Annotated in this window: 19 protein-coding genes and 1 riboswitch; of the genes, 9 read left to right on the top strand and 10 right to left on the bottom strand. The window is 69.0% G+C overall.

Annotation, left to right across the window (positions count from 1 at the left end; all coding sequences use genetic code 11):
• Positions 1-18 precede the first annotated feature (18 nt).
• Entirely contained in the window at positions 19-483 is a 465-nt protein-coding gene (locus tag EOJ32_RS18305) for a hypothetical protein (protein WP_127899782.1), read from the top strand.
• Here EOJ32_RS18305 and EOJ32_RS18310 read toward each other — a convergent pair.
• The 3 genes from EOJ32_RS18310 to EOJ32_RS18320 all read right to left on the bottom strand — a co-directional run bounded on the left by EOJ32_RS18310 (position 480) and on the right by EOJ32_RS18320 (position 2,681).
• Positions 480-818: a hypothetical protein gene (locus tag EOJ32_RS18310; RefSeq protein ID WP_127899783.1), complete on the bottom strand. Its 339-nt coding sequence runs from the start codon at positions 816-818 to the stop codon at positions 480-482. The genes EOJ32_RS18305 and EOJ32_RS18310 overlap by 4 nt on opposite strands.
• Positions 811-1,155 carry a hypothetical protein gene (locus EOJ32_RS18315; protein WP_127899784.1) on the bottom strand — a complete coding sequence of 115 codons (345 nt, stop codon included), beginning with the start codon at positions 1,153-1,155 and terminating at the stop codon, positions 811-813. The genes EOJ32_RS18310 and EOJ32_RS18315 overlap by 8 nt, the downstream gene beginning before the upstream one ends.
• Positions 1,156-1,217: 62 nt before the next feature.
• Entirely contained in the window at positions 1,218-2,681 is a 1,464-nt protein-coding gene (locus EOJ32_RS18320; RefSeq protein WP_127899785.1) for an aminotransferase class V-fold PLP-dependent enzyme, read from the bottom strand.
• A gap of 104 nt (positions 2,682-2,785) precedes the next feature.
• On the opposite strand from EOJ32_RS18320, the gene EOJ32_RS18325 reads away from it, so the two are divergent.
• The 4 genes from EOJ32_RS18325 to tdh all read left to right on the top strand — a co-directional run bounded on the left by EOJ32_RS18325 (position 2,786) and on the right by tdh (position 6,137).
• A complete protein-coding gene (locus EOJ32_RS18325; protein ID WP_045982091.1) occupies positions 2,786-3,256 on the top strand; it encodes an Lrp/AsnC family transcriptional regulator in 471 nt (156 codons plus the stop codon).
• A 15-nt stretch (positions 3,257-3,271) separates the two neighbouring features.
• Positions 3,272-3,832: a helix-turn-helix domain-containing protein gene (locus EOJ32_RS18330; protein ID WP_045982090.1), complete on the top strand. Its 561-nt coding sequence runs from the start codon at positions 3,272-3,274 to the stop codon at positions 3,830-3,832.
• A gap of 83 nt (positions 3,833-3,915) precedes the next feature.
• The gene (locus tag EOJ32_RS18335; RefSeq protein ID WP_127899786.1) at positions 3,916-5,109 is read left to right on the top strand and encodes a glycine C-acetyltransferase; all 1,194 of its coding nucleotides are present in this window, start codon (positions 3,916-3,918) and stop codon (positions 5,107-5,109) included.
• The gene (tdh, locus tag EOJ32_RS18340; protein WP_127899787.1) at positions 5,106-6,137 is read left to right on the top strand and encodes an L-threonine 3-dehydrogenase; all 1,032 of its coding nucleotides are present in this window, start codon (positions 5,106-5,108) and stop codon (positions 6,135-6,137) included. The genes EOJ32_RS18335 and tdh overlap by 4 nt, the downstream gene beginning before the upstream one ends.
• Here the strand turns inward: tdh and EOJ32_RS18345 are convergent.
• The 6 genes from EOJ32_RS18345 to bhcR all read right to left on the bottom strand — a co-directional run bounded on the left by EOJ32_RS18345 (position 6,134) and on the right by bhcR (position 13,097).
• Positions 6,134-7,384, bottom strand: coding sequence for a DUF2254 domain-containing protein (locus EOJ32_RS18345; RefSeq protein ID WP_127899788.1), 1,251 nt, complete (start codon positions 7,382-7,384; stop codon positions 6,134-6,136). The two genes, tdh and EOJ32_RS18345, sit on opposite strands and share 4 nt — an antisense overlap.
• Positions 7,385-7,474: 90 nt before the next feature.
• Entirely contained in the window at positions 7,475-8,230 is a 756-nt protein-coding gene (locus EOJ32_RS18350; protein ID WP_127899789.1) for an ABC transporter ATP-binding protein, read from the bottom strand.
• Positions 8,227-9,204, bottom strand: a complete 978-nt coding sequence (locus EOJ32_RS18355) for an iron ABC transporter permease (protein ID WP_127899790.1) — start codon at positions 9,202-9,204, stop codon at positions 8,227-8,229. Before EOJ32_RS18355 ends, EOJ32_RS18350 begins: the two co-directional genes overlap by 4 nt.
• Positions 9,201-10,004, bottom strand: coding sequence for an ABC transporter substrate-binding protein (locus tag EOJ32_RS18360; protein WP_240542592.1), 804 nt, complete (start codon positions 10,002-10,004; stop codon positions 9,201-9,203). The genes EOJ32_RS18355 and EOJ32_RS18360 overlap by 4 nt, the downstream gene beginning before the upstream one ends.
• Entirely contained in the window at positions 10,001-11,893 is a 1,893-nt protein-coding gene (locus tag EOJ32_RS18365) for a TonB-dependent siderophore receptor (protein ID WP_127899791.1), read from the bottom strand. The genes EOJ32_RS18360 and EOJ32_RS18365 overlap by 4 nt, the downstream gene beginning before the upstream one ends.
• Before the next feature lie 132 nt (positions 11,894-12,025).
• Positions 12,026-12,213: riboswitch (cobalamin riboswitch) on the bottom strand.
• A 62-nt stretch (positions 12,214-12,275) separates the two neighbouring features.
• Positions 12,276-13,097: an HTH-type transcriptional regulator BhcR gene (gene bhcR, locus EOJ32_RS18370; protein ID WP_127899846.1), complete on the bottom strand. Its 822-nt coding sequence runs from the start codon at positions 13,095-13,097 to the stop codon at positions 12,276-12,278.
• 196 nt (positions 13,098-13,293) lie between these two features.
• Between bhcR and bhcA the strand changes: the two genes are divergently transcribed.
• The 4 genes from bhcA to bhcD are packed head-to-tail and all read left to right on the top strand — an operon-like array spanning position 13,294 to position 17,592.
• Entirely contained in the window at positions 13,294-14,484 is a 1,191-nt protein-coding gene (bhcA, locus tag EOJ32_RS18375; protein WP_127899792.1) for an L-aspartate--glyoxylate aminotransferase BhcA, read from the top strand.
• Positions 14,484-15,449 (top strand): beta-hydroxyaspartate dehydratase BhcB, encoded by a 966-nt coding sequence (gene bhcB / locus EOJ32_RS18380; RefSeq protein ID WP_164871508.1) that lies wholly within the window; start codon positions 14,484-14,486, stop codon positions 15,447-15,449. Before bhcA ends, bhcB begins: the two co-directional genes overlap by 1 nt.
• The gene (gene bhcC / locus EOJ32_RS18385; RefSeq protein WP_127899794.1) at positions 15,446-16,609 is read left to right on the top strand and encodes a 3-hydroxy-D-aspartate aldolase BhcC; all 1,164 of its coding nucleotides are present in this window, start codon (positions 15,446-15,448) and stop codon (positions 16,607-16,609) included. Before bhcB ends, bhcC begins: the two co-directional genes overlap by 4 nt.
• Positions 16,609-17,592, top strand: a complete 984-nt coding sequence (bhcD, locus tag EOJ32_RS18390; RefSeq protein WP_127899795.1) for an iminosuccinate reductase BhcD — start codon at positions 16,609-16,611, stop codon at positions 17,590-17,592. The genes bhcC and bhcD overlap by 1 nt, the downstream gene beginning before the upstream one ends.
• A gap of 42 nt (positions 17,593-17,634) precedes the next feature.
• On the opposite strand, the gene EOJ32_RS18395 is transcribed toward bhcD, so the two are convergent.
• Positions 17,635-18,063 carry a heme-binding protein gene (locus EOJ32_RS18395; RefSeq protein ID WP_045983486.1) on the bottom strand — a complete coding sequence of 143 codons (429 nt, stop codon included), beginning with the start codon at positions 18,061-18,063 and terminating at the stop codon, positions 17,635-17,637.
• Between the last annotated feature and the right edge of the window lie 85 nt (positions 18,064-18,148).

Genomic DNA, 18,148 nt, shown 5'->3' on the forward strand with positions numbered 1-18,148 from the left:
TGTTGAAAAGGGGGCGCCATGTCGTTCAGCAGCTGGAAGGCCGACAAGGCCAAGACCGCCCTCATCGACGAGGCGCAGGCTTTGGCCGACAGGCTGGCAGACGCCAAGCCGCATTTCGTCGAGAGCCAGGCCGCCGCCGCATGGTTCTGGCAGGCCTTCCATCTGGCCGACGGCCAGGATCTGAACAGCCTCTCAGACTGGCCCCCCGACGCGCGCAAACGGTTCGTGGCGGGCGCCGTCACGCGGATCGCGGCCCTGCGCAAGGCACGCGAATATGACAGCAGCGACGGGCTGGCGATCTGGATGCACACCGCCCGTGCCCTGTCCGAACCGCAGATGCTGCCCGCCGTCCGCGCGATCTGGCAGCATGTCCGGAATGCTCCGCTGAACGCCGATTCCATGGCCCAGGACCTGATCGAGGATGCCGGCCTGACCTATGTCCCCGGTCGCCGGGTCCCGGACGGTTTAGGGCCGGACGACTAGGGCGTCTTGTCGCCCAGACCCTTGAACCAGGCGGCATAGGGGGTGTTCTGGACCATGTGTCGTCCCAGATCGGGGGCCCCATCCGTCCACCAGACCGGGCCGCGTTCGCCCAGCAGAACCTTGGCCGCATCCACGGCGCGGCGTGCCTTGGCCAGTGCCGTCGCATCACCCGATGCCTTGGCCGCCTTGACCGCCCGCCGCGCATCCATCAGGGCCGCGACATGACGGGCGCGCGTGTCCGGGTCCAGGCACGGATCGGATGCCCGCCACAACCGTCCCCGCACGACGATGTAACGCCCGTCCGGCGTCTGCAGCACCGAACCGCGATCAGCCATGACGCGCCATCCTGCCGCCCAGCCCCGCCGCCAGCATGGCCGGCACGGCCAGTGCTGTCAGCAGGGCCACCGCGAAGGGGACCATCCCGTCGCCCCGCGACCACAGCAGCATCGCGGGCAGCTGTGCCATCGTCAGCATCAGCCCGGCCAGCCACGCACGCCGCACAAGCCACGCTCCCGCAAGCCCCGATGCCAGCAGCAGCGCCGGATAGGCCAGCGTCCAGTAGAGGCCGGCATCCCAAGGTTCCGCCACCCCCTGGACCGCGGCAAAGCCACCCCACAGGACGATGCCCGCGATGCCAAGGCACAGGGGTCTGACGATGTCGCGCGGGATCATGGCGGGCCTTCGGTTGCGATGCATTGCCATCGAAACACAGATGCGGCCTGGTTGCACCCCGCCTATGCGATGCGGGCCAGTGCCGCGTCGGGCCGCAGGGTGAACCGCGAGGTCGCGGGGTCGACCTGATACAGCCCGGCCCACCGCGCGGCGTTCCGCGCGAGGTCATCGACCGCATCGATGATCCGGTCGGCCTTGGCATCGTCCAGCAGCACCGAGAAGTTCAGCCGCACCCAGCCCGGCTTCTGGATGTCCTCTCCCTGCGCGATGCGGGCGGACAGGGCGTCCGACTGCACCCGGTCGATCCCCAGCAGTCGGTGGGCATAGCTGCCCGCGCAGGCGCAGCCGCCGCGGGCCTGCACGCCATGGATGTCGGATAGCATGCGCGTGAACAGCTGGTGATGGACCAGCCCGCCCCGCCCGTCGTGGATGCGGAAGGACAGGATCGGCAGGCTGTCGCCCGGCGCATCGGGGGCCATCACCTGGATGGCCGGGTTGCCGCGCCACGCGGCCAGCGCCCTGTCGCGCAGGACGCGCCCGCGGGTGGTGATGACATTTTGACCCAAGACCTCTCTTGCAATCATGGCCAAGGCCACGCGGATGTCGCCGATGACATTGGGCGTGCCCCCCTCCTCGCGCGCCGACAGCGAGGACGCATAGGCATGCCCCCAGGGCGACACGAAGCTGACCGTTCCGCCGCCCGGCAGCGTCGGCGTCGCCCGGCGCGCGATCGCGTCGCGGACGACCAGCACCCCCGATGCCCCCGGCCCGCCCGGAAACTTGTGCGGAGAGAACACGATGGCGTCCTTGGCCGCATCCGTTCCCGCCTGCATCGACATCGGGACATAGCGCGCGGCGGCGCCATAATCCCAGATCGCCACCGCGCCATGCGCGCGCAGGATGCGGGTCACCGCATCCGTGTCGGTCAGGATCCCGGTCACGTTCGAGGCCGCCGAAAAGCTGCCCACCAGCAGATCGGCCCCTGCCTGATCCGCCAGCACCGCGTCCAGCGCGGGCAGGTCGGGCCCGCCGGTCGCAGCCTCGGGGATCTCGATGACCACGGCACCGCTTTCGCGCCAGGGAAGGATGTTGGAATGATGCTCATAGGGGCCGATGACCACCACGGCGCGGCCACCGCGCGCCGTGATGCCCGCGATGTCCAGAAGGCCCACCAGCCGGTTCAGGCCTGCGGTCGACCCCGACCCGGCAAAGATCGTGCTGTATCCCGGCCCCGCGCCGACCATCCCCGCCACACAAGAGCGCGCCGCCTCCCTCAGCCCTGAACAGTAGGCGCCGACAAAGGACGCCTGCGTGTGGGTGTTGGCGTAATAGGGCAGCACGCGGGTCAGCACGAACTCCTCGACCTGGCGCAGCGCGCGGCCCGAGGCCACGTAATCGGCATAGATCATCGGCACCGGACCGAAGGGCCCGTCGATCACGACGTCATCACCGATCAGCCCCGCCCGCAGGCCCGCGACGGCGTCGCCGGCCGTCAATGTCGCCCGAAACTCGTCCAACTGTGCCATGAAAACCCCGATCCGGCCTGCGTTTCGCAATGACTATTCCCGCGACAGCGCGATTTCATTCCTTGTTTCTTGCATTCCGAAGGCGATATTGGGTCATATGACCCATGAACCGGGGGAACGGCGTGGACCGCATCGACAGGCGCATCCTTGAGGAGCTGCAACGCGACAGCGCGATCTCGCAGCGCGTGGTGGCGGAGCGGGTCGGGCTGTCGCAGAACGCCTGCTGGCGGCGGATGCAGGCGCTGGACAAGGCGGGCGTGATCCGCAACCGGACCGTGACGCTGGACCGCGACAGGCTGGGCATGGGGCTGGTCGTGTTCGTGATGATCAAGACCCGCCACCATTCCGCCGACTGGCTGGCGATGTTCCGCAAGCATGTGTCGGCCATTCCCGAGGTGATCGACTTTTTCCGCATCGGCGGCGAATACGACTATATGCTCAAGGTGGTGACGCAGGACATGGGACGCTATGACCTGTTCTATCAACGCCTGATCTCGGGCATCGAACTGCACACCGTCACGTCGCATTTCGCGATGGAGGCGATCGAGGAACAGCGACCCATCGCGCTTGCCTGACGGACCGAAGGCCCCATGAACCAGAACACCGACATCGTCCAGCGCCTTGCCGCCCGCCTCAAGGAGGCGCGCCGCGCCAAGGGCCTCAGCCTGGACGCGGTGGCGCGGCTGTCGGGCGTCAGCCGGTCGATGGTCAGCCAGATCGAACGCGCCGAATCCAGCCCGACCGTCGCGACCCTGTGGAACCTGACCCAGGCCCTGCAGGTCGATTTCGCCGGCCTGTGGGAGGCGCGGGCCGAAAGCGACATCCGCGTGGTGCAGGCCGCCGCCGCGCCGGTCATCGCCGACCGGGGGCGCGACGTAGTGATCCGCATCCTCAGCGCGCCGCAAACCGTCGGAGAGCACGAGATCTACGAGATCCGCCTTGGCCCCGGCGCCGCGCTGGAGTCCGCGCCCCATCGCACCGGCTGCCGCGAGGATGTTGTGGTGCTGGAGGGCGCGGTCACCATCACCTCGGGCGACGAACGGGCGGCCCTGGCGCAGAACGACGCCGCGAACTATGCCGCCGACCGCCCGCACAGCGTCACGGCGGGCGATGCCGCCGCCCGCGTGCTGATGATCGTGCGGGACAGTTGATCCGTCATCACGGACGGATTTCTTTTATCTTGCCCGGCGGAGGCAAAGGCCCTAGCCTCCGTTAAAACGGAGGTACTGACCACATGACGGATGCAAGCGCGTTTCTGGACAGCGTCAGCCAGCAGTTGGACCAGATCGGCCAGGAAGGGTTGACCAAGCGCGAACGCCTGATCACCGGCCCCCAGGGCAGCCGCGTCGCGGTGGCGGGGGCGCCCACGATCAACCTGTGCGCCAACAACTATCTGGGGCTGGCCAACCATCCCGCCCTGCGCGCGGCGGCGGTCGCGGCAATGGACAGCCACGGCTTTGGCATGGCATCCGTGCGGTTCATCTGCGGGACGCAGGACCTGCACCGCCAGCTGGAACAGCGCCTGGCCGGGTGGCTGGGCCATGACGACGCGATCCTGTTCGCGTCCTGTTTCGACGCCAACGGCGCGCTGTTCGAACCGCTGCTGGGCCCGGAGGACGCGGTCATTTCGGACGCGCTGAACCATGCGTCGATCATCGACGGCATCCGTCTGTGCAAGGCGCGCCGCTATCGCTATGCCAACGGCGACATGGACCAGCTGGAATCCCGCCTGCGCGAGGCGCGGGACGGCGGGGCGCGTTTCATCATGATCGCCACGGACGGCGTGTTTTCGATGGACGGCCACCTGGCGCCCCTGCCCGCGATCCGCGATCTGGCCGACCGCTATGGCGCGCTGGTGATGGTCGACGACTGTCACGCGGTGGGCATCATGGGGCCAAAGGGGGCGGGCACGCCGCAGCACCTGGGCGCGCGGGTCGACCTGCTGACAGGGACGCTTGGCAAGGCGCTTGGCGGCGCGCTTGGCGGATACATCGCCGGGCCGCAGCCGGTCATCGACCTGCTGCGCCAGCGGGCGCGGCCCTATCTGTTCTCGAACGCGCTGCCGCCGTCGATCGTGGCCGCGGGGCTGGCCGCGATCGATCTGGTCGAGGATGCCGACGACCTGCGCGCGGATCTTGCGCGCAAGACCGCGCATTGGCGCAAGGGCCTGACCGATGCGGGGTTCGCGCTGCTGCCCGGCCAGCACCCCATCGTGCCCGTCATGCTGTCCGAGGCCCCCTTGGCGCAGGCCATGGCAGCCGCGCTGGAACGGCGCGGCGTCTATGTGGCGGGGTTCTTCTTTCCGGTCGTGCCGCGCGGTCAGGCCCGCATCCGCACCCAGATGAACGCCGCCATCGACATGGCCGACCTGGACACCGCGCTGCAGGCCTTTGTCGACGCAGGCCGCGAAACCGGGGCGATCCGATGAAGGCGCTGGTCAAGACCGGCCCCGGAGAGGGGCTGGCCCTGCAGGACCGCCCCGTGCCCCAGATCGGCCCGTCGGATGTCCTGATCCGGGTGCGCAAGACAGGCATCTGCGGGACGGACGTGCATATCTGGAACTGGGATGAATGGGCCGCCCGCACCGTCCCCGCGCCCATGATCATCGGCCACGAATTCGCCGGAAAGATCGTCGAACTGGGCCGCGACGTCACCGGCCTGACCCTGGGCCAGCGCTGTTCCGGAGAGGGCCACCTGATCGGCCATACCAGCCGCCAGAGCCGGTCGGGCCAGTTCCACCTGGACCCCGAAACCCGCGGCATCGGCGTCAATGTCCCCGGCGCCTTTGCCGAATACCTGGCGCTGCCCGCCTTCAACGTGGTGCCGCTGCCCGACGGCGTGTCCGACCGCATCGGCGCGATCCTGGACCCGCTCGGCAATGCCGTGCACACCGCGCTCAGCTTTCCGCTGATCGGAGAGGACGTGCTGGTCACCGGCGCAGGGCCCATCGGCATCATGGCCGCCGCGGTCGCGCGCCATGTCGGCGCGCGTCACGTGGTCATCACCGACGTGAACCAGACGCGGCTGGACCTTGCGGCGCGGGTGGCCGACGTGGTCCCGGTCAACGTCGCCTCCGAGGACCTGCCGTCGGTCTGCGCCCGCCTTGGCATGCGCCAGGGGTTCGACGTGGGCTTGGAAATGTCGGGAAATGCCGCGGCCTTCGACCAGATGGTCGGCGCGATGGTGATGGGCGGGCGCATCGCCATGCTGGGCATTCCCGCCGCGCCCACGCTGGTCGACTGGAACCGCATCGTGTTCAAGTCGCTGGTCATCAAGGGCATCTATGGCCGCGAGATCTTCGAGACCTGGTACAAGATGCTGGCCATGCTGGAGAACGGCTTGGACGTCAGCGCCGTCATCACCCACGATCTGCCGATGGCCGAATTCGAACAGGGCTTCCGCACCATGAAGGCCGGCCAGAGCGGCAAGATCGTGCTGGACTGGGACCAGGTCTAGCCCACCGTCTGGATGGCCTCGACGACCGCGTTCAGGCGTTCGCGTTCCGACGGCAACATCTGGTCGCGGCATCGCGCCATCGCCTCGGCCGAGTGGCGCCGGGCAGAGGCCGCGAACCGGTCCGGGGCGATCTGCGCCAGCGCCAGCAGCGATTTCTGCAACCGCATCTGCACCGCGAAGATGGCCGAACCGCCGCGCGCGATGGGCGGGAAGACGTCGTCCAGCAGATCCTCGACCGCCAAGGCGGGCACCCAGACCCGCGGAAAGTCCAGCGCGATCTCGCGCGCGTCGGCGCAGGCGGACAGCAGGCGGACCGACCGGCCCAGGATGTCGATCGCGGTGCCCGGGTCGTTGACGGCGGGCGAGAGGGCGCGTTCGGCGATCTCTGTCAGGACGGTCAGGCCGAACCGCGGGTCCTGGTCATAGGTGCGGCTTTCCGCGACGGTCAGCGCCTTGCACAGGGCCTCGTCATCGGGTTGCTGGTCGGACGCGGTCTGGCGCGCGATCCACAGGGCCGGGAGGCCGGGATGCAGGAACCTGCCCGGCAGGGCCGCCAGGTGGATGTCCACGCCCGCGTCGTCGGCCATCGCCTGCAGCGCCGGCATGTCGACATGGACCAGATAGCCGATCTGGTCGTGATGGACGGCACGGGCGCCGGGCGGCGGGCCCGACCCCTTGTGACCGCCCAGGAAGGGCGTGTCCAGCCGGTGGTCCAGCGCGCTGCGGGCGGCCTCCTCGACCTTGCGGATGGAATCGTCCATCAGCCCGAAGACGGTCAGGTGCGCGATCCAGCGCAGGATCGCGATGACGATGATGACCACGACCAGGATCGTGGCCACGAACAGCACCAGCCGGTCATTGTCGGAATAAAAGCCCGCGTTCAGCGCGATGATGCCGATCAGGCTGAACAGGAACGACCCCAGGAAGGTCGATAGGACGCGCTGCGTGGTGCGGTCCGATTTCAGCAGCTGCGTCGCCCGCGGCGTGACCGACCCGGATGCCGCCGTGAAGGCCGACACCATGATCCCAAGCGAGAAGGTGACCACCGACAGCATCGAGCTGGCCAGGACCGACAGCACCGCCTCGACCGCGCCCGAGCCCAGCTTGTCGCCCAATCCGTCGGGCAGCATGGGCCCGATCAGCGGCGCGACGAAGGCCGTGCCGATGCCCATCACCGTGTAAAGCGCCGCGACCACCCAGATCTTCTGGGAGATCCTGACGATGAACCACCTTAACCTGGACGACATCCGCACCCCTTGCCCGCTGACCCTGTACCCTGCCGCGGACCATGACCCGGAACGGGGTGCGGGGTCCAGATGCCGCGGCCGCTTTCGCGCCTAGGCGCGCGGGGTGACCCGCAGCGGCTGAAAAATCGGACCGTCCGGACCGTCCGCCAGATGCGCGGCGATGCCGAAGACCCGCGCCAGCAGGTCGGGGGTCAGCACGGCGGCGGGCGGTCCGTCGGCCACGATGCGGCCCCCGTCCAGCACCAGCAGCCGCGTGCAGTGCCGCGCGGCCAGCCCCAGGTCGTGCAGCGACGCGACCACCCCCCGCCCCTGCCGCGCAAGTCCCGCGAACAGGTCCATGACGCCGATGGCGGCGGCGGGGTCCAGCCCGGCGATGGGCTCGTCCGCGATCAGCAGGGGGGTGTCCTGCGCCAGCGCGCGGGCGATCAGCACGCGAGCCTGTTCGCCGCCCGACAGGTTTGTCGCATCGCGGTGGCGAAAGGCAGTCAGGCTCAGGGCCCGCAGCGCGTCGTGGACCGCAGGGTGGTCGCGCGGCGCGGCGGCATCGGGATGGGCGATGCGGCCCAGGGCCACGACCGCCTCCACCGGCATCGGCCAAGCGATGTCACGGCCCTGCGGCAGATAGGCCGCCTGGCGCGCCCGTGCATCGGGGGCCAGCGCCGCCAGCGATGACCGCCCCGTCACCGGCAACAGGCCCAAGGCCGCGCGCAGCAGCGTCGTCTTGCCCGCGCCGTTCGGGCCCAGCAGGCCCACGAACTCGCCCGGCCCCACGTCGAGGTCGATCCGGTCCAGCACCGGCACCGCGCCGCGCGACAGGGACAGGCCGTACAGCCGCATCAGGGTCATGCCCGCGCCCTCAGCCGCAGGATCAGCTGCAGGAAGAAGGGCGCGCCGATCAGGGCGGTCAGGACGCCCAGCTTGAGGTCGCGCCCCGGAAGGATCACCCGCACCGCGATGTCGGCCGCCAGCACCATCGCCGCCCCGCCAAGCGCCGATGCCCCCAGCAGCCGCCCCGGATCACCGCCCACCGCGCGGCGCAGCAGATGCGGCACGACCAGCCCGACGAAGCCCACGGTGCCCGCCACCGCCGTGGCCCCGCCGACCAGCGCCGCCGTGCCCAGCACCAGCCGCAGCCGCAGCGCGCGCAGGTTGACGCCCATGCTGGCGGCGGCGTCCTCTCCCAGGCTGAGGGCGCGCAGGGCACGGGCGGCGGGCCACAGGATCACCGCGCCCGCGATCATCACCGGCACAGCGATGCGGACATGCAGCATGGAGCGGTCGACCAGCGACCCCATCATCCAGAAGACGATCTCGTTGGCGGCAAAGGGGTTGGGCGACAGGTTCAGGACCAGCGACGTCGCGGCCCCGGCCAGGGCCGATATGGCGATCCCCGCCAGGATCAGCGCCAGCGCGCCGCCGCGCGGGCCCGCCAGCCCCATGACCAGCCCGACCGACAGCGCCGCCCCCGCCAGCGCTGCCAGCGGCAGGCCCAGGGGGAAGGCCGCGGCCAGCCCGGTCTGGATCGCCAGCACCGCCCCAAGCGCCGCCGTGCCCGAGGTGCCGATCAGCCCCGGTTCGGCCAGGGGATTGCGCAGAAAGCCCTGCATCGCGGCCCCCGCCAGCCCATGCGATGCGCCCACCGCCGCGCCCAGGATGGCGCGCGGCAGGCGCAGTTCCTGCATGACCAGGACCAGCAGCGGATCGCCCCGCCCGAACAGCGCCGCCAGCGCGGGCCCGGGCGGCTGCCAGCTGGTCCCGATCAGCAGCGATGTCACGAACAACATGCCCACAAGCGCGCCAAGCGCGGCCGTCAGCCTCATGGCGCGACCTGGCGCAACTGTGCCACGGCGCGCAGGACATGCGGCGTGCCACAGGCCCAGTCCCGGTCGGGCGCAGTGACGACCTGCCGCCCCGGCGTGATGGCGTGCAGGACAGGATGGTCCATCACCTCCTCGGCGCGCGAGGCACGGGGCTGACGCTGGCCGGTCACGATCAGGTCGGGATCGGCCAGCGTCAGATCCTCCAGCGGCACGAAGCCGCCCTGCGACAGGCCCAGTTCCGTCGCCACGTTCGTCAGGCCCGCCGCCGCCAGGATCGCCCCGGCCAGGCTGTCCTGACCCGAGCTGTAGCCGTTCGCCCCATACAGCGCCGCCCGGCGGTCGGGGCGCGGGTCAGCCTGCAGTGCCGCCAGGTCGCGGTCGAACTGCGCCACGATGCGGTCGGCGTTGTCCCGTCGGCTCAGCACGTCGCCCATCAGGCGCAGGTTAGTGCGGATGCTGTCCAGGTCCGTCCCCATGTCGAAGGTCGCCACGCGCAGGCCCAGCCTGTCCAGCATGTCCAGCGTCGCCGGAGAGGAATAGGTGCCCGCCAGCACCAAGTCGGGCTGCAGGGCCAGGATGTCCTCGGCCTGGCCGCGGTTGGTGGGATAGGCCGCGGCCTCGCGCGCCATGGCCGAAGAGACCGGGTCCTGCGCCAGATAGCTGACCGAGGCCAGCTGTCCCGGCGCCGCCACCAGCATCGCCAGCTGATCGGTGCACAGGTTGATCGACACCACCCGCACGGGCGCATCGGCCCATGCGGGGGCGGCCATCAGCGCCAGCCCGATCAGCCCGCGGATCACCAGCGCGCCTGCAGGCCGATGGTGCCGGTCCGCCCCTGGTTCGCAAAGCCCCAGACATCCGAATAGTCGCGGTCGAACAGGTTCACCACCCGCGCCGTCGCCCGCACGTTCGGCGTCAGGTCATAGCCCGCGGCAAGGTTGACCACGGTATAGGACGGCAGTTCGCGCGTCTCGAACCCGCCCCAGAACTGGGTGTCGAAGGTGCCTGCCACATGGCGCAGATCGCCCGTGACCGACCCGCGCCCGTCCAGGACCGACAGTGTCGCGCTCAGGCCAGCCTCGTGCCGGGGGCGGCGGGTCTTGACGCTGCCATCGGGATTTTCCGCGTCCAGATAGGTATAGCTGGCCCCCAGGGTCAGACTGTCGGTCGCCAGAATGCGGGCCGCGACCTCGACCCCTTGGCGGGGGCTTTCGCCGGACTGGTTGCGATAGGAATAGAACGCCACGCCATCCTCGATGCCGACAAGATAGTCGGTGATCTCGTCCTCCAGCGTCTCGTTGAAATAGGTGACGTCGATGGTCCCACGACCGTCCGGCAGCTGCGCCTCGACCCCCAGATCAAAGCCGCTGTTCTTTTCCGGGCGCAGGTCGGGATTGCCCTGATAGACGGTGCCGAAGAAGCCGGCATCGGCATACAGCTCGAAATAGGACGGGTTCACCAGCCCCGTCCCGGCGGATGCGTGCAGGCGGAACGGACGGTCGGGCATCTGCCAGGACAGACCCAGGTTCCAGCTGGTGAAATCGGCAAAGACGCGGTTCGCGTCGTGGCGCAGCCCGGCCTGGACATCCAGTCCGCTGGCCAGCATCGCGCGGTATTCCAGCGCGACCGACGACATCTCCCGGGACTGCCCCGGCGCAGTCGAGTTGCTGTCGCGCTGATGTTCCGCCAAGAGGTTCAGCAGCTGCGAGGCATCGGCGGCCGATCCGTCCAACCCCAGGCTGGCGCGGTATTTCAGCTTTTCGGTCTGGCCGCGCCGGAACGGGCTGTTGTCCTGGCTCTGCCGGGTGATGCTGTGCTGATAGTCCAGGCGCTGGACCAGGCGGCCGTCCAACGCAGTATATTCCGCCCAGACCCCGCCCTGAAACTCGTCGCGGCGGCCGAACAGGTCGGCATCGACCAGATAGCTTTCGGCATCGGTCGCGGCAAAGTTCTCGGCGTCGAAGCCGTAATCCTCGGTGGACTGGCGCAGCGCCACCCCAAGGCGCAGGTCGTCCGTGGCCAGGACGTCGCCGGACAGGACGGCGGTCTTGCGGTTGATCCCGTCCTTGCCGCCGCCATCGCCCGACTGGTCATAGCCCAGATCGTCGCGCGCCGACAGCGACAGCCGCAGCCCGCCCCGCTCCCCACGACGGCTGACATGGACCAAGGCCGCCCCGCCGTTCCCGGCCTCGACCGAGCCGCCATAGGACAGGCCCTGGGGCGCGTCGCGCGTGATGATGTTGATCACCCCCGCCGAGGCGTTCGATCCATAGAACACCGATTGCGGCCCGCGCAGCACCTCGATCCGGTCGATGTCGGTGGTCTCCAGCCCGGTCAGCACGTATTCGTCCTCGCCCCCCGCCGCCTCGATGCCGTCGATAAGGATCAGGGTGTGGTTCGCCTCGGCGCCGCGGATGCGGACCTGTGCGATGCTGGCGCCGCTGCCGCTGACCGACACGCCGGGTAGCGCGCGCAGGGCGTCCTGGACGGTGGCGATGCCGCGATCCTCGATCTCGGTCGCGGTCAGGACGGTGTGGGCGCGGGCATAGCCGTCCTGGGCCACGGGCGTGATGCCGGCGGTCAGCACGATCTCGTCCAGCAGGATGGGTTCCCCTGGTGCCGCACCTTGCGCGGCGGCGGTCACGGGAAGGGCGACAAGCGTCGCCAGAAGACAGATCGGACGGCGCATCGGCACGGACCTTTCAAGGCAGGCACGGCCTGCGGCAAACAGAAATGTCCGGCACACGGACCCGGTGGGTCGCGGCAGGACGGTGACTGTCACCACTGCGGATCAGCCGCTTTCCTGGCACGCCCCGCGCCGGAAATGGGTGAGTGCTGCGGCAGGTCTCCTGGCTTGCGGGTCGATGCCTTGGCCGGCCTTCCCGGATCGCTCCAGTGGCATGATCGGCCATCGCTCTCCGCTTACAGTTGCGGGGGCAGCCCCGGATTGGCACCGGCGTTCCCTTTTGATCCGGCATGCAGGCCGGAACCGTAGCGGCGCCCTTGTGGCGCAGAGGCCCCGGAGCTGTCAACGGGATTCGCCCACCCGTTCCACGCCCGGCAAAAGGCGGTCACCGCCCGCCCCGGCCCGATCCCAGACCGGCCGAAATCCGTTCCGCCGCGGTGGCGACCATGCCGCCGATGCGGTCGACGGCGGCATCGGTCATGCGGTTCGTGGGGCCCGACACCGACACCCCGGCCACCGCCTCGCCATAGCTGTTCACGATGGAGGCCGCGACACAGCGCATCCCCAAGGTGCGCTCCTCATCGTCGAAGGCAAAGCCGCGATGGCGGATCAGGGCGATGTCGGCCTGCAGCGCGTCCGCGTCGGCGATGGTCTTGTCCGTGAACCGGGTGAAGGTCGCGTCGCGCAGGAACACTGCCAGCCGCGTCTGATCGAACGCCGCCAGCAGCGCCTTGCCGATCCCAGATGCGTGCAGCGGAGACCGGGTGCCGGGCGGGAAAAACGCGCGGATCGTCTGATGCGTCTCGACCTGGCTGACGAACAGCACGTCGCCGTCGCGTTCGATGCCCAGGTTCGCCGTCTCTCCGGTCAGGGCCATCAGGTCGCGCATCACCGCACGGCTGCGTTCGACGATGTTCGTGCGCCGCAGGAAGGCCGAACCAAGGCGGAACGCCTCGGGGCCGATGAACCACTCCTGCCGGTCGGGATTGTTCTCGACATAGCGACGGTGTTCCAGGGTGGCCAGGACGCGGTGCATGGTGGCGGGGGACTGGTCCAGATGCGTGGACAGGCCGGTCAGGGTGATCCCCTCATGCGCGGCCAGGGCCTCCAGCACGTCCAGCCCGCGGTCCAGGGCCTGGATGCTGGCGGCGGGCTGATCGGCCTTGCCGCCTCTTGGTCGTCCCCGCTTGCGCACCGGCTGCTGCATCGGAATCACGCCCCTTCCGTCTGTAACACCACAGAAAATAATTTCATGAAAGCCGTTTTCCGGCAATGAAAAAATCACGCGCCCATGATTTCGGTGCGAAACCTGCATTAAACCAGATTTCCGAAAAACGATTTCAAAAAAATTTACCGGTTTGCGGACCCGTGCTACACCTTGTCGCATCAAGGAGGAGCCGACCGTGAGCACCCAGAACCCGATCTTCATTCCCGGCCCGACGAACATCCCCGAGGTGCTTCGCAAGGCCGTCGACATGCCCACAATCGACCATCGCAGCCCGATGTTTGGAAAGATCCTGCATCCCGCGCTGGAGGGGGTCAAAAAGGTCCTGAAATCGACGCAGGCGCAGGTCTTCGTGTTCCCCTCCACCGGCACCGGCGGGTGGGAGACGGCGATCACCAACACCCTGTCGGAGGGCGACGCGGTTCTGGCCACGCGCAACGGAATGTTCAGCCACCGCTGGATCGACATGTGCCAGCGGCACGGCCTGGACGTCCAGATCGTGGACCAGTCCTGGGGCGAAGGTATCCCCACCGACCGGTTCGAGGAGATCCTGACCGCCGACACGGCCCATCGCATCAAGGCGGTCCTGGCCACGCATAACGAAACCGCCACCGGCGTCCGGTCGGACATCGCCGCCATCCGCCGCGCGCTGGACCGCGCGGGCCATCCCGCGATGCTGTTCGTGGACGGGGTCAGCTCCATCGCCTGCTATGACTTCCGGATGGACGAATGGGGCGTCGATGTCGCCGTCACCGGGTCGCAGAAGGGCTTCATGCTGCCCCCCGGCCTGGCGATCGTCGGCTTTTCGCCTAAGGCGATGACCGCGGTCGAGGGCGCGGGCCTGCCGCGCACCTTCTTCGACATCCGCGACATGGCGCGGGGCTATGCCGCGAACGGCTTTCCCTATACGCCGCCCGTCGGCCTGCTGAACGGGCTGAAGGTCGCCACCGACATGCTGCTGGACGAGGGGCTGGAGAACGTCTTTGCCCGCCATCACCGCATCGCCGAAGGCGTCCGCCAGGCCGTCGCGGCATGGGGCATGACCCTGTGCGCGGCGCGACCCGCGCTGTATTCTGACAGCGTCAGCGCGATCCGCACGCCGGACGGGTTCGACGCCAACCGCATCGTCAGCCATGCGCTGAACACCTATGGCGTGGCCTTCGGCACGGGCTTGGGCGATGTCGCGGGCAAGGTCTTCCGCATCGGGCATCTGGGGATGCTGACCGACGTGATGGCCCTGTCGGGGCTGGCCACGGCAGAGATGGTGATGGTCGATCTGGGCCTGCCCGTCACCCTGGGCTCCGGCGTCGCCGCCGCCCAAGCGCATTACCGGCACAGCGCGGGCCAGGCCTGCAGGCAGGCGGCGTGATGGACGCGATCCCGACCCTGGACGACATGCTGGCGGCCCGCGACCGCATCCGCCCGCATGTCCACGTCACCCCCGTCCTGACCAGCCGGATGTTGGACGAGCTGACCGGCGCGCAGCTGTTCTTCAAGTGCGAGAACCTGCAGAAGGCCGGCGCCTTCAAGGCGCGCGGCGCCAGCAACGCGGTCTTTGGCCTGTCGGATGCCCAGGCCGCGCGCGGCGTCGCCACCCATTCCAGCGGCAATCACGGCACCTGCCTGTCCTATGCCGCGGGACGCCGCGGCATCCCCTGCACGGTCGTCATGCCCCGCACCGCCCCGCAGGCGAAGAAGGACGCGGTGCGCGGCTATGGCGCGCGCGTCGTGGAATGCGAACCCTCAACCAGCTCGCGCGAGGCGGTCTTTGCCCAGGTCGTGGCCGAGACGGGGGCAGAATTCGTGCACCCCTACAACGACCCGCGGGTGATCGCCGGACAGGCCACCTGCTCGGCCGAGATGCTGGAGCAGATCCCCGACCTGGACGCGGTCATCGCCCCCATCGGCGGCGGCGGCATGGTGTCGGGCACCTGCCTGACCCTGTCCGCGCTGGCCCCCGCCACGCGCATCTATGCGGCCGAACCCGAACAGGCCGACGACGCGGCGCGCAGCTTTCGCGCCGGCCACATCATCGCCGACGACGCCCCGGTGACGGTGGCAGACGGGCTCAAGGTGCCGCTCAAGGACATGACCTGGCATTTCGTCCGCAGCCACGTCACCGACATCCTGACCGCGTCCGAGGACGAGATCGTGGCCGCGATGCAGCTGATCTGGAAACGGCTGAAGATCGTGGCCGAACCCTCCAGCGCGGTGCCGCTGGCGACCATCCTGAAGAACCGCGACGTCTTTGCCGGCCAGCGCATCGGCGTCATCATCACCGGCGGCAATGTCGATCTGGACCGCCTGCCCTGGACCAACGGAGATGCCCAATGAACGCCCATGCAGAATTCGCAGGCCTCGAGGTCGGATACGACATTCCCGCCCTGCCGGGGATGGACGAGGCCGACATCCAGACCCCCTGCCTGATCCTTGATCTGGACGCGCTGGAACGCAACATCCGCAAGATGGGCGATTACGCCCGCGCCCACGGCATGCGCCACCGGGCGCATGGCAAGATGCACAAGTCGGTCGACGTCCTGAAGCTGCAGGAGCGGTTGGGCGGCGCGGTCGGCGTCTGCTGCCAGAAGGTGTCCGAGGCCGAGGTGTTCGTGCGCGGCGGCATCCGCGACGTGCTGGTGTCGAACCAGGTCCGCGACCCGGCCAAGATCGACCGCCTGGCGCGCCTGCCCTTGCGGGGCAGCCGGATCATCGTCTGCGTCGACGACATCGCCAACGTGGCCGAACTGTCGGCGGCGGCGCAGCGCCACGGCACTACGCTGGAATGCTTTGTCGAGATCGACTGCGGTGCCGGCCGCTGCGGGGTCAGGACGACCGAGGCGGTGGTTCAGATCGCCCAGGCCATCGACGCCGCCCCCGGCCTGAAATTCACCGGCATCCAGGGCTATCAGGGCGCCATGCAGCACATGGACAGCTTTGACGACCGCAAGGCCAAGCTGGACGCGGCCATCGCCCAGGTCCGCGAGGCGGTCGAGGCGCTGACCGCGATCGGCCTGACGCCCGAACTGGTGTCGGGCGGGGGCACGGGGTCCTATTACTTCGAATCCAACTCGGGCGTCTTCAACGAGCTGCAATGCGGCAGCTATGCCTTCATGGATGCCGATTACGGGCGCATCCTGGACCGGGACGGCACGCGCATCGACCAGGGCGAATGGGAAAACGCGCTGTTCATCCTGACCAGCGTCATGAGCCACGCCAAGCCGCATCTGGCGGTGGTCGATGCCGGCCTCAAGGCGCAGTCGGTGGACAGCGGCCTGCCCGTCATCCATGGTCGCACGGACGTGAAATACATCAAGTGTTCCGACGAACACGGCGTGGTCGAGGACCCGGACGGCGTGCTGGCCATCAACGACAAGCTGCGCCTGATCCCCGGTCATTGCGATCCGACCTGCAACGTCCACGACTGGTACGTGGGCGTCCGGGGCGGCAAGGTCGAGGTCGTCTGGCCGGTCTCTGCCCGCGGAAAGGCCTATTGATGCAGACGCAATCCCCCCTTCTAATCGTTCCCGAACACCTGATCGCGGATCTGATCTCGGCCCAGGACTGCTTTGCGGCGGTCGAACAGGTCTTTGCCGCGATGGCGCGGGACACGGCCTACAACTTTCCAGTCATCCGCGAAGCGATCGGCCATGCCGATGCGCTGTACGGGTTCAAGTCGGGGTTCGACCGGGAATCGCTGGCGCTTGGGCTGAAATCGGGCGGGTTCTGGCCGCGGAACGCCGACAGGGGCCTGACGAACCACCAATCGACGATCTTCCTGTTCGACGCCGATACCGGGCGGTGCCGGGCCGTGGTGAGCGGCAACCTGCTGACCGCGCTGCGCACGGCGGCGGCCTCGGCGGTGTCGATCCGCCACTTGGCGCGGCCGGATGCGCGGGTGCTGGGCATGATCGGGGCGGGGCATCAGTCGACCTTCCAGCTGCGCGCGGCGCTGGATCAGCGGGACTTCGACAGGGTCGTCGGCTGGAACCTGAACCCCGCCGACCTGGACCGGTTGGCCAAGGTCGCCGATGAACGCGGCATCCCGTTCCAGGCGGTCGACCTGGATCAGCTGGGCGCGCAGGCGGACGTGATCATCACCATCACCTCGTCATTCGCGCCCATCCTGCAGGCCGCCCAGGTCCGGCCCGGCACGCATCTGGCCTGCATGGGCACCGACACCAAGGGCAAGCAGGAGGTCGAGGCCGCATTGCTGGGCAAGGCGTCGGTCTTTACCGACGAGGTCGCCCAGTCCGTCACCATCGGAGAGGCCCAGCACGCCGTGGCCCAAGGGCTGATCGCGCCGGACGACATCACCCAGATCGGTGAGGTGATCAACGGCGACCGACCGGGCCGGGTGTCCGACGACCAGATCACCCTGTTCGACGGCACCGGGGTGGGACTGCAGGACTTGGCAGTCGCATCCGCCGCGGTCGATCTGGCGGTCGAACGCGGGATCGCCATCGCGGTCCAGATCTAGCGTCACCCCCGCGCACCCGACAGCGGGCGCGCGGGGGTGCGGTCACTTCGCCTGGCGCGCGATCCAGTCGTCGATCCCGGCCTGTGCCACCGCCTGGTCCTGGGCCGGCGTCCCCGAGGACACGCCGATGCCGCCCACGACCTCTCCGTTCCACAGGACCGGCAGACCGCCGCCGACCACCATCAGCCGCCCGCCGATGGCCGAGGCGATGCCATAGGCCGGCGCGCCGGGCTGGCTGGCCATGCCATAGTCGTGGGTCGCCTTCTTGGCCGCGGCCGCGGTGAAGGCCTTGTCGATGGCGATGGTGGTCGAGGTGACCTTGCCGCCCTCCATCCGCTGAAAGGCGATCAGCTGGCCCGCCTCGTCGGTGATGGCGATGCACATCGGGACGCCGATCGTCCGGGCATGGGCCTCGGCACCGGCCATCAGGATGCGGGCGTCGTCGAGATCGAGTCGGGTCAGGGTCTGCATCGGAATTCCTTGGCTGTTGTCCGGGTGCCCGGCCGCAACGGAACGACCCGAAGGTCGGCGACGCGGACGGGCAATGCTTAGCAGG

The sequence above is a fragment of the Paracoccus sp. Arc7-R13 genome (genome assembly GCF_004010775.1).
Taxonomy (GTDB): Bacteria; Pseudomonadota; Alphaproteobacteria; order Rhodobacterales; family Rhodobacteraceae; genus Paracoccus; species Paracoccus marcusii.